The sequence below is a fragment of the Rhodoflexus sp. genome, from assembly GCF_053489755.1.
In genome coordinates this window covers 101,213-112,866 of sequence record NZ_JBRCHD010000009.1, presented here as the reverse complement: position 1 = coordinate 112,866, position 11,654 = coordinate 101,213, and the positions used below count along the sequence as shown (strand labels likewise).

9 protein-coding genes are annotated in these 11,654 nt (G+C 48.8%); 1 reads left to right on the top strand and 8 read right to left on the bottom strand.

What is annotated here, in order from left to right; translation table 11 throughout:
• Window positions 1-197 precede the first annotated feature (197 nt).
• The 8 genes from ACWIP2_RS01715 to ACWIP2_RS01680 form a co-directional block, all read right to left on the bottom strand.
• Entirely contained in the window at window positions 198-398 is a 201-nt protein-coding gene (locus tag ACWIP2_RS01715; RefSeq protein ID WP_448518164.1) for a helix-turn-helix transcriptional regulator, read from the bottom strand.
• On the bottom strand, window positions 395-874 hold the full coding sequence (locus ACWIP2_RS01710) for a hypothetical protein (protein ID WP_448518163.1): 480 nt from the start codon (window positions 872-874) through the stop codon (window positions 395-397). Before ACWIP2_RS01710 ends, ACWIP2_RS01715 begins: the two co-directional genes overlap by 4 nt.
• A gap of 94 nt (window positions 875-968) precedes the next feature.
• Entirely contained in the window at window positions 969-2,648 is a 1,680-nt protein-coding gene (locus ACWIP2_RS01705) for a M61 family metallopeptidase (protein ID WP_448518162.1), read from the bottom strand.
• Window positions 2,645-2,965 (bottom strand): hypothetical protein, encoded by a 321-nt coding sequence (locus ACWIP2_RS01700; protein WP_448518161.1) that lies wholly within the window; start codon window positions 2,963-2,965, stop codon window positions 2,645-2,647. The genes ACWIP2_RS01705 and ACWIP2_RS01700 overlap by 4 nt, the downstream gene beginning before the upstream one ends.
• A 60-nt stretch (window positions 2,966-3,025) precedes the next feature.
• Window positions 3,026-4,873 (bottom strand): PAS domain S-box protein, encoded by a 1,848-nt coding sequence (locus ACWIP2_RS01695; protein ID WP_448518160.1) that lies wholly within the window; start codon window positions 4,871-4,873, stop codon window positions 3,026-3,028.
• A gap of 15 nt (window positions 4,874-4,888) precedes the next feature.
• Window positions 4,889-5,959: an HU domain-containing protein gene (locus tag ACWIP2_RS01690; protein ID WP_448518159.1), complete on the bottom strand. Its 1,071-nt coding sequence runs from the start codon at window positions 5,957-5,959 to the stop codon at window positions 4,889-4,891.
• 45 nt (window positions 5,960-6,004) lie between these two features.
• Window positions 6,005-7,642, bottom strand: coding sequence for a hypothetical protein (locus tag ACWIP2_RS01685; RefSeq protein ID WP_448518158.1), 1,638 nt, complete (start codon window positions 7,640-7,642; stop codon window positions 6,005-6,007).
• A gap of 121 nt (window positions 7,643-7,763) precedes the next feature.
• Entirely contained in the window at window positions 7,764-10,712 is a 2,949-nt protein-coding gene (locus ACWIP2_RS01680; protein ID WP_448518157.1) for a tetratricopeptide repeat protein, read from the bottom strand.
• Window positions 10,713-11,273: 561 nt separating this feature from the next.
• Here ACWIP2_RS01680 and ACWIP2_RS01675 point away from each other — a divergent pair.
• Window positions 11,274-11,651 carry a DUF3127 domain-containing protein gene (locus ACWIP2_RS01675; RefSeq protein WP_448518156.1) on the top strand — a complete coding sequence of 126 codons (378 nt, stop codon included), beginning with the start codon at window positions 11,274-11,276 and terminating at the stop codon, window positions 11,649-11,651.
• The last annotated feature ends 3 nt before the right edge of the window (window positions 11,652-11,654 follow it).

Below are 11,654 nucleotides of genomic sequence, written 5' to 3'. Positions count from 1 at the left end.
CAAGCAACTAATAAATGACAGACTAAAGTCCGTGTTACTTTTTGGACAGCCTCTATTTATCTGTGTGTAAAATGCTAACGGGATGTAATACTAAGATGAATCATCTACCGGCAGTCTTTATCTCGTAGGGATGGCATATTGGTAGCATTGCTTGCAAGATCGGATGTTTTTTTTGCATAAGCCTTTACCGATACAAACTAATCGCTTTCTTCCAGAAAGAAAATACTTTCTACAGGCTTCTCAAAGATGCGAGCAATCTTTAGCGCCAATACGGTCGAAGGTACGTATTTCCCCGTTTCAATCGCATTGACAGTTTGCCGTGATACTCCTAACTGCTGTGCCAAATCTGCCTGCGTTATATTCTTGATGGCGCGTTCTACTTTCAATTGATTTTTCATGCCTGCGTCTCGTTTAGTTGTCGGCGTTCTTTCCAAAGCAGATACTCGAATCTGACAATGAAAATCATCAGGATTGAAAATAAATTAATCATCATTACTGTCAGAAAGGAGCTGGAATAAACGAAGATAATCGTCAGCGCTACAAAAATGGTATTCAGCAGCACACTCCAGAGCATCGCCTCCAGCCGCAAGTGTGTCGTCCACTCATCCTCGGTGCGGGTGCGGGCAAAGGCTACGAGCGACAGCCCCAGCAGCAAACCCAGACTGATCAACTCATCGGTAAAATTATTGTAGCGCAAGTCGAAAAGCCAATTGCCCGAGTCAAAGAATATGTTGTCTCCTTGCCGATAGGTCATAAAATCCCATTGCATTTCATCGGGGAAGATCAACTTCAGAACAGCCAGTACAAAAAAAGGTATCAGCAACACCCAGCCGATTATCTTGTAGCGGTTGGGCAACAAAGGAAGTGTTTTCATAAAATACAAATGTCATGTTTACTTGACAAAAGTAAGTTATTAGTTTTCAAAAGTCAAGTAAACACGACAAAAAGTTTTGAGAAGGCGACACTTGTCAAGTCCGCAACAGTCGCAGCCGCGTTCGCTCGAAATAGTGCTGTCCATCTGCCTCCAAAATCACCTGATGCACGCGCTCATCGCGATTGACAGTAAGTTTAATCACTGGCAAGTGTTCCATAATCAGCGACATCTCCGCCAAATCCTGAATAACTAAATCGTTGACTGAGAGTATTTTATCTTTGATTGCCAGCACTTTATCAGCCGGCGAATCGGGAATAACCTGTGCGACGCTCAGGTGTCCAGTTTGTTTTTGTAGGCTTAAACCGAAGCGCCTCTCCCACGCGTGCTGCGCAGGTACACGTTCAGCCTCGCAGTAGATCCAATGTGCCAGAGTGCTAATTGCATCGGCGAGGTCATCCGTTCCTTCGATGTAACGGTCAAAATACTCATCCATTGGTCGGGAGGCTACTTGGCTAACGACTTTCTTGTAGTCGTCGAGCGTGTAGCCTATGCCTTCTTTGCCATAGTTTTGCCAAAGCAAGCGCATCACATCATCGAGCGATTTTTTACCTGCTGTGGCATCGAGCAGCCACAGGTGCAACAGCAAGGCTGCAAGCGAACCTTCGTTGTAAATAGAGATTTTCCGATGAGGAATGCCTGCCGCGTAGCCGCCTGTCCAAAGGTCGAGGCTTGCATCGGCTAAAGACATAATTTTTCTGCCGAAATTTTCTGCATATTTTTTCAATTCTGCATTAATTTCTTCCAAAAAGCGCTCGAAAGTCCAGACCCCACTGCGGTAAAGCATATAGTCTCCGTAGAACGTCGTTAGCCCTTCTACAACAAATCCAGTTGGGAAATAAATTTCTTTGGTAAAATCATAAGGTGTTAGCTCTTTCGGACGGATACGAATCACGTTCCAGAAGTGAAAAAGTTCATGCGAGGCAATGCCTAAAATATGATCATAAAAATACTGCTCTTGAAAGTCTGTATCGGGCCCCAGTACAATAATGGTCGAGTTGCGATGCTCAACGCCGTGGTAAATCTGCCAAGGCGCGATAATGAATTGAAAGTGGAAATCAGTTGCCGGAAAATCGCCAAAAAGTTCGAGCTGTGCTTTTGTAAACTTCTGAAAATCAGTGATAATTTGCTGCCAGTCGGGTAAGCACTCGCCGTAGAACCAAATATGAAAGTCAGCATCCCAGCCCTCTACACGGTAGCTGCGATGCTGCAAATATGCAGATGCGAGCATGGGGGCATCAACTAATTCATAAAAATCGGCAGCATATAGCCGATGCAGAGCGGTCTGCAAAAGCCCGCAACTGATGCGGTAGTCTTCGGGCAGATGCAACTGCAACTCATAAGGCTCACTTATGCGTCCTTCCACGTAGAATACGCAGTTGATCCAGTTGATATACAGCAGTTGCTCGTCTAACCAGCTGCCGCCTGCATCCAGCTGCTTGGCGAAATAATTGTAATGCAGTGTTGCTTTTTTTGCCCCTTTAGTAGTAAGTTCCCATGTATTCCGGGCCACGCGGTGCAGCGGTAGCGGCTCTCCGGTTTCGGACACGGCGTATATCCTTTGGATATTGCGTACAAAATTTTGCAACTCATAGCGACCGGGTCGCCAAACGGGCAGTTGCAGGCGCAGCGTATCCGCCCCCTTCGTTGGGATATGAAGGGCAAAGTCTATCAGGTGCTTATGGGGTAATTGATAAGCAACGTCTAATTGCATCATGGTTTTTCGGCTTCGTAGGCAGCGCAAAACGGGAGTGTGTAGTTATCGAAAGACCCACTCTCTTCCTGCCACTGCATAATCAGTTCAAAGGTATTGTTTGAACGCTGATAATCCATGTAGCCCGACTCGGCTGTTACCCCAATGAGGCTGTTAAAAATGCGCTTTTGCTCTGCCGTCGGCTGTGCAGGCAAAAAACAGATTAGGTCGTACACGTTGTAAAGCGCAACCAATTGGTCAAATTTTTCTACCTCATAAATTTCGGCAAATGCGCGGTATTGTGCCAGCCAGTGGTCTTCGTTAGCAGGATTGTAAGCCATTTCAAAGGTGTGTTTTTGATCAGAAATTTTTTGGTGGAACACAAAAAAGCAGGGGAATGTTTAATTTCTTACAACCTCGTCGTCATAAGGAATCATCGCCGTTATGCGGCAACCGCTGCCTTGTACAGATTCTATTTGCAAAGAGCCGTTCAGCAGGCGGGTGCGTTGTGACATATTGGCAAGCCCCTGTCCGCGGCTGATCGTCTCCTCGTCGAAGCCTTTGCCGTCGTCTTCTATGATGAGCTCCAGATGGTTGCCCTCGTCGCGCAGTTCGAGATAAATGTGTTTTGCCTCGCTATGTTTGATGGCGTTGTTAAAAACCTCCTGCCCGATTCGGAAAATACAGGTTTCAATCGCGCTGTCGTAGCGCCTGTTGTTAATAAAAATACGCCGCTCTACCTCTATTGGGCTGTTCTGCTCGGTTGTATGGCACAAAAACTCTAAAGCCTCTGCCAGCCCGAAATCGTTGAGTACACTGGGCATGAGGTTGTGCGAAATACGGCGGATTTCCTGCTGCACCGCCGTAATACCGTCAATAAGCGATTGGAGGTTTTGCTGCTGCTCTGTTGATTCGGCTGTATTTCTGAGGTAGTCTGCCTGCAATCGCAGCGCGGTGAGAGATTGTCCCACGCCGTCGTGCAAGTCCATAGATAACCGTTTGCGCTCCTCCTCCTGCCCCTGAATAATTGCCAGCGAACGGATGCGTTCCTGTTCGCGTTCTTGTTCGCGCAATTGTTCCTCTATCCGGCGCTTTTCAGTAATGTCTTCTGATGTTACCAAAATACCTAAGATCTGTCTGCTGCTGTCGCGAAGAGGTACTTTGTTGCTTTGCAGCCAAAATTTATCGCCATGTATGGTAACTAACGGCTCGGTAATGGCAGGAAAAATTTTTCCACCAAGCGCCTGTAAAAACTCGCTTTGCGATTTTTTTGACCATTCAGGTGCAATCGGCAAATCCGAAAAATGCGTGCCTATGAGGTCGGATGGCTTGTCAAAATTCATCGCCTGTGCAAAATTTCGGTTGCAGCCGATGATTTCCAGCTCGCGGTTGAGCATGTAAATCCAGCCCGGAATGTTGTCAAACAGCAGATCTAAGGTTGTTTTCCACTTGTCGGCTTGCTCTTCGGCGGCAAAATAGGCGGAAATATCAGTCGCGGCAATCAGCACATCGGGCAGCTCATCGGGTTGCAGTGTAGGCAATAGGCGCATAGACAACTGCAAGGAACGCTGCCTTCCGCTACTAACGGATTGTTTTACCTCGCCTTGCCAGAATTTTTTTTGTAGTAAATCTTCGTAAATGGTTTCAAAATCAAGCCCGTAGCGGTAGTGCGTAGTAATTAGCTCTGTCCATTTTTTACCGACAGCATCTTCGGCGCTAATGCCGTATATCTGCTCAGCGGCGGCATTCCAAAACTCAACAATTAAAAGCGCGTTGATGACAATGATAGCCTCATTGGTGCTTTGCAGCAACTGCTGTAAACGTTTTTGGCTGCTGTCCTCCGCAGGAGGACTTATCTCGCGCAGAATGCCCCTGTAAATTAGGGGCTGTTTACCGACCGCATTTGCACGCAGCCCGATCCGGCGCACGGTAACTCTATCAGGAAGAAGAATGCGGTACTCGATACTCAAAGGCTCATATGAAGAAATTGCTTCTTTGAAGCGCTGCATTACCAAAGACACATCATCGGGATGAATGGTGTCGAAAAAATAGTTGCCTTGTAGATTTGTATGCACAGCAACGGATAAGCCAAACAATTGGTAAGCCTCTTCAGTCCAGCGAATTTTACGCGCCGTAAAATCAATTTCGATTGCTGCTGTGCCTGTAAGCGCCTGTAAGTCGCGCAGGGTCTGCTCTGCCGATGCCAGTTGCTGTTTCAGGCGAATGATTTCCTGCTCAGGCTGCTTCATGTGTTCGCGCTCAGATTACTGATTAGGACGAGCTACCCATGCACCCGGCACAACTTCTAACAGTTCCTCGCGTCGGCTCTTGGCAGCGCTCTCGCTCAAGCCCGTAACAGCAACTCGATATGTGTTTCGTTCACTATTGTAAATAATTTCTGTTTCAATTCCCTTTTTCGATAACTCTTTTTGCACCTTCTTGGCAGCCGACTCTTTGCTAAGGCTACCCAACACGACCATAAAGTTACCCGAAGGCGATGTAACAACAGGTCGAACAGGTTCAGGTTCGGGAGTCGGATCGGGGGCGCTGCTGTTATCAAATCCGCTGTTGAAATCAGTTTCATCTACAGCAGTTGTATTTTCATCTGTAGGGAAATTGGTGTCCACGCTTTCTTCCTGTGGCAGCACTGTTACAATTTCTTCCTGATCTTCTCCTCTGATCCATGCTCGAAACTGCAACTGTGCTGTTTCATCTACCATCAGATAAATCAGAAAAATAAATAGCATGATGAGCGGTATCATGGCTAGCCACCAGATCTTATCTGCACTCTTTGCCGCTACTTCTTCCTGCAATTCCTCTTGCCGCTCTTTTGCAGACGCCGCCAACACAGGCTGCTCGTGGGCTGTTGTTTGCTTAACAGGCTCATCTTTGATGGCTGTCCCTTTCTGTATCGGGGGATCTTGTAGCGGATGTACCGATAATTTCGGCAGTCCGTAGCTCGTATTGAGTAAGTTATAGTCGGTATTATTTTCAATAAATAGCTTACCCTCTGCATCGCGTTTCAGGAAACCAACCCCAGGTATTTCATAGATCCCATACAGACTGATTTGCTCGTTAATTTTATGAATATAGGCTTGTAAATTCGCCTCAAATTCGTCAGCGCCAATCTGTTCGGTTTTCATCACGTAGTTTTGGAAGGCATGTTCGCTGTCTTCCTGTTCTACAACATCCAATGTAACCTGTTTGCGCGGCGGCAGGATTACACCTTCCTCTTTGAGGATTTGTGCAGTAATGTGGTGGGTGGCAAATGTACCTAATTGCGGCACAGTCAGACGATTTTCTTCACTTAACAGTTGGCGAATATGGTTATCCATGTTGTTCAAAACCCGATTTCATTTTCAAATTAAGCCAAACGGCAATTAAAAAGCAATTCCGACACCACCCAATACGGTGAGTTGGCGCATGTCGTAGTTCAGGAAGCGTTGGTAGCGCTGCGAAAACAGGTTATAGCCACCCAGAAACACCGAAAACTGATTGTTGATAAAGTAATCAATTTGCAGGTTCATATCAAAAATAGGGCGCAGGTTGACTTGTGCTCCCGTGCGCGGGCTGAATGCGCGAATGCCCGCCAGATGCTGAAAGTCTGAACTTACACGCAACTTGTTCTCTATCAGGTAGGAAGCGTTGAAACCTGCTGTAAACAGCGGACGATGCCAGGGGCGTGCCAAATCTTGCGTGTTGTAGCCGAAGAAGCCCGTTCTGCCGATGAGTTTTAAGCCGCCCGTTGCATAGCTCAACTCGCCATTTACTTGAAGCACAGGTACTTTGCTTCTGTCATACAGGATGGTGAATTGGCTGGAATCGGCAGCGCTGTTGGCAAAAAAATGCAGGTTGCGGTAAACGCCGTAGCTGCCTTTGATTTGGTAGCCAACCTGCGCGGAAATATTGCCCCGCAAACCGCCCGATACCTCCCACAACTGGTTGGTATGCGCCAGCACAACGTTGGGCGCTAAAAACGGATTTTCTTCTGCCATCGTGCGGAAGGTGCGGCGGATGGTGTTGCCTTCAAAGGAAGCAAAAGCCGTGAGGCGGTCTTCCACCAAATCGGCGGAGGCATGGATAACGGGATAAAATCTGCCCTTCGGCTGGTTGGTGAGTGAGTCGCCGTCGGCAACTACGCGCACCCCTGCGCTTACAGAGAGTCCTTCCTGCCGCATTTCGTATTTGGGTGTGAAAATGAGCAGGTTACGGGTTTGTGCACCTGCTTCGTCGCGGCGGTTGATGAGGTCTAACGAGACATCGGTCGTCAGGAAAGAAGCATCGCCGAGCTTGACATCTAAGTTGCCGATTGCCTGAAAAGCGGCTTCGTTGGCTTTGTAGCGGTCGGTAAAGAGGTAAAAACCGCCTTCGCCTTTGTAGCGGAAAGCTGCATCGGGGTCGGTGCTTTCGTAGCCCGCCCTAATTTCGGTCAGCGAAAAGGTTTGGCGGATGTCGCTGCGCTCAACTGTCCCGCTCAAAGAAGGGCTGTAACCATAGAAATGCAGCCCGTCGCGGCGATAGGTTGCGCTGCCGTAGATTTTGCTGTTGTCTAAAAATTTTGCCAGTTCGCCGTGAATTTTGTTGAGGCTGTTGCCCGAATTTCTGCCATCCACCGGACCAGTGCGCGAAGAAAAATGCAGCCCGTGTACTTTGTACAGCCATTCCGAATCGCCGGGCGAGGTCAAGAACAACTCTGCATAGGGCGAGTTGTAGTTGCCAAAACCTGCTTTGGCAAGATTGCGAAAGGGATTTTCCTCCCTCCTTGCAGCGACCTGCTGGCGCATCGGCGAGGTACTGACCGCAAGCAAAGGCAGGGCATAGTTGAAGCGCGGCAGTTGGTACTGCTGTACCGTATTGCCCTCCGAAAGCTCGGTTCGGGGCATCCGTTCAAAACTGCGGGCGACTTTGGAAAGTCGCAACACACGCTCCTTTTCTATGTCAAACTTTCCGTCGTCTAACTTTTGTGCGGCTACCGAAAACGGCATAGCCAGCCACAAGATCATCAGAATTTTTTTCATACAATTAAATAATCAGGCAAATTAAATGTATCGTACCCTTTAGGGTGCGCATTAGTTAGATTCTGAATATCAATTAACTACACACCCTAAAGGGCATGTTACATCTTGCGCGTGCTTACAATCATATCTCATTCAGCCGCTTGCGGGCGCGTTGTTTGGCTGATTCGTCTTTACTGTTTTCTATGATGGAATTCAAGGTAGCGCGTGCCTGAAAGCGGTTGCTTAAGTCTATGTAGTTCTCTGCAACCAACAAAAAGGCTTCGCTGACCCACTCGGGGTGGTGGTCAAAGCGGTTGCGCACTTGCAGCAGTTCGGTGATAGAGGCGTTGTAATTCTTTTGCAGCCGCAATGTTTCGCCTGCGCGGAACTGTGCCTCTGCGCCGCTTGCATCGGTGTAGCCGCTTGCTACTTGTCGGAACTGCGCCAATGCCTGCTCTAATTGGGCGCGTTCCAGCATGATTTTACCTAAGTGCAACTCTGCCACGCCACGCGCCCCACCAGCGGAAAGATTGCGGCTGATAACCTCGTTGCAGAATCCTTCGGTTTGGTTGATTTGTCCTGCCTGAAAAGAGGAGCGAATCAGTCCTATCATCACCCGCGCCAGATTGCGGTTATCGGTTGCCTGCGGTTGCAAGCTGCGGTAGCGCGTGAATGCCGCCTGCGCATCGCCGAGTTCCAGTTCCAGCTCGGCAGCGCGTAGCCCTGAACGCAGCGCATTGCTGCCGCGCACGAGGCTGTATTGCTGAATGGCATTGCGCTTATCGCCCGTTTCATCCATTGAAAAAGCCAGCATAAAACGCGCCTCATCGGTAAATGCGGAACTTGGATAGCGCGTCAGGAAGTCGTTCAGGGTACGCAAGGCGAGCGTGTAGCTACCGTTGTCATAAGGCGCACGGGCACGGTTAAACTCTACCTGCACGGCTGCCTGACTGTTCGGGTTGTTGCGGCTGAACGCCAGCAGGTAGCGTTCCAAATCGGGTACGCGAATGCCGCGACTGTCCATTTCCTGCAAAGACTGAATGGCTTCGCCCGCCTTTGGATGCGTCGGGAATTGGTCTAATATTGCTTTGTAATCGGCTATCGCTTGGTTGTTTTGTCCCAAAATGCTTTGCGCAAGTCCGCGTTTAAAAAGCGCTTCGGGGATAAATTCGCTGTTTGGATGCTCATTGATGAGTTGCGAATAGCTGCGCACGGCGAGGTCTTTGCGGTCGGCTTCAAATTGCAATTCTGCCTTCAAAAAAGCGGCAGATGCTGCCATGCGCGAATTTCGGTTCGCTATCAGGCGGTCTAAAACCCGGATAGCATCGTCGCGGCGTTCCAGCCCGACATGGCAAAGGGCAATCTGGTAGTTGATATAGTCTATATCTGCGCCTGCACCCGTCAGCGCCTGATTGTAGAAACTAAGCGCTCCGTTAAAATCGCGGGCGATATAGCGGCAATCTCCAATGCGGGTTTGTGCATCAGCGCGGTTCTGGCGCGTATTCAGATTCAGAAATTGGCGGAACAACTCCTCTGCCTGTGCATAATTTTCGCGATCAAAGGCAATGTAGCCAAGCCCGTAAATAGCGTTCGGATATTCTTTAGCGGCGGCAGGAACGCGGTTGTAGACAATGCTCGCCGAGTCTAATTTATCCTGCCGCACGAGGCTTTCACCCATCCAGAAGTGTGCCGCGTGGACAAGTTCACCCGCCACCGGTCGCCGCAGCGACTTGTGCAGCGCAGCCACCGCCTGTGGGAATTTTTCCTCATTATATAAAATAGCTGCAAAGTTGAAGGCGATGCGCTGATAAGCCGCCTGCAATCGCTGGTTGGGATTGCGGATTTGCTCAATGTAGCGCAGCGCTCCGGCATAGTTGCCGCCGCTGATGAAGGCTTCACTTTTCAGATAATTGATTTCGTCCATGTATTCGCCTTGCGGAAACTGCTGCTCGTAGAAGGTCGCGCCGTCAATCACTTCGCCGAAATTTTTCATTTCAAAATTGACTTTGACAAAATTGTACGCGCCCAGTTCGCGGAGGCGGCGGTCAAAATTCAGGTCGCGGGCGCGTTTGAAGGCATTGGCTGCTGCCTGCTGCTGCCGCAGGTCAATATAGTTGAGCGCCATTTGGTAGGCTGCCATTTGCGCGAGTGAGTCGTTGCCGTCTGCCACTTTGCCAAAGGCATTGGCTGCCTGTTGCGGCTGTTTGTTCAGCGAGAGGCAGTGCCCGAGGCGGTAGTACATAGAGCGATCGCTGCTGCGCTGGCGAGCAAGCGCTTCCAGCAGGGGCAGCGCGCGGTCGCAGCGGTTGGTAGAGTAATAACTGTCGGCGAGAGCTGCCCGCAAGTTGTTAGGGATTTTTTTGCCCTGCCGCTCCAACTGTTCGGCAAAACTAATGACGCGGTTATAGTCGCGACGCAGGTAATAAATACTGAAAATCAGCGCATTAGCCTCATCCGCATAGCGATTGTCTAAAGCGGCGCGTTCCAAATCGGACAGCGCTTCGCTGTACTGTTTGTCTTGAAAGGCAATGTAGCCCGCGTAGTAGCTTGCCGCCGCCGCATAGCTGCTGCCGCCACTTTTCAGGCGGTTGAAAATCGCTTGTGCCAACTGAAATTTTTGTTCGGCAAAGTAGCTGTAACCTAATTTGAAGGCAACTTCAGCGTCTTCTTCCGACCTACCCGAGGGGCGATAGACCCGCTCCAAATGCTGATAGGCTTCGGTGTAAATCCCTTGGTCGTAATACGACAAGCCAATGGTGCGATACGCATTCCGCGCCATGATGTGCGTAGGGTATTTGCGCACAAAATTTTCCAGCATCAAGTTGAAATCGGGGCTATTTTCCTTCATTGCGCACATGCAGGCGTAGTATTCCGCCTCAATGTGGCGTTCGTCCTGCAAATTCATGCCGATGTAGGCTTCAAACTGCTGCCTTGCGCTGCCATAATGACCGCGCTCATACAAATCCATGCCTTTGCGAAAAGCAAGTGCGGGATCGGTAAAGTAGAGCGTTTGTTGGGCAAAGGCTGTCAAAGCAAGAAATATCCAGCTTAACAGCAATAGGTAAACACGTATTGCCGATTTTCTATACATCTGATTGTCGGGTAATTGTTGTCAAACACGGGTTTAAGTCATACAAATCTGCCTTGTTGCAAGAGTTACGTACGCACGACTGCGTCTATGCCAAAGTTGTCTAAAAGGTAATAAATACCGGCTCATTAATAGCGGTCAGATCGAGAGCCACCTAAGTCTGACCCTAAGGGTCTGACAGGGATAGCGTATTGGTTTGTACCATCTGTCGTAGTTTATGTCCGCACAAACTATTCAAAGGCTATGTCATGCCTACGGCATTTGGCGATGAGAAGATGAATTACATGCTACAAAGGTACAGCCCTACGGGCTTGCTTTGTAGCCATTTAACACCTATTCATCTGCCCTAAACGCCGTTAGGCATGGCATCTTTTCATACGATGATACAAACTGCATTACAGGTAAATCTGTGTCATGTGCGAGTCGTTGTTGCATGCAATCATTCAAAAATTGGGCAAAACTAAGAAAAGTTGCTATTTTTAAGCGATTTTTGCCCAATCAATCGCAGAATCATACATTCGCGAAATGACATCATCATACAAATCACTCAACTTATAAATCAGCATGTCGTACGAAGCTAAAGGGAAACTTACCGTTATTTATGATACACAACAGGTAACCGAAAAATTTCGCAAGCGTGAGTTCGTTTTGGAACTGCCTAACGGCGCATACAGCGAATTTATCAAATTTCAATTGACGCAAGACAAGTGTAGCCTGATAGACGGGCTGTCTGTTGGCGATGAGGTAAAAGTAAGTTTTACCTTGCGCGGCAGACCTTATACCAAAGACGGCAATACTACTTATTTTACTAATTTAGAAGCGTGGCGCATAGAAGCCGCTGCTCCTGCTGCCACCAGCGGCGGGCGCGATGTGCCGCCACCCGATGAAGATTTCGGCGGCTTTCAGTTAGTTTCCGGCGGCGATGAAGAGTTACCTTTTTAATTT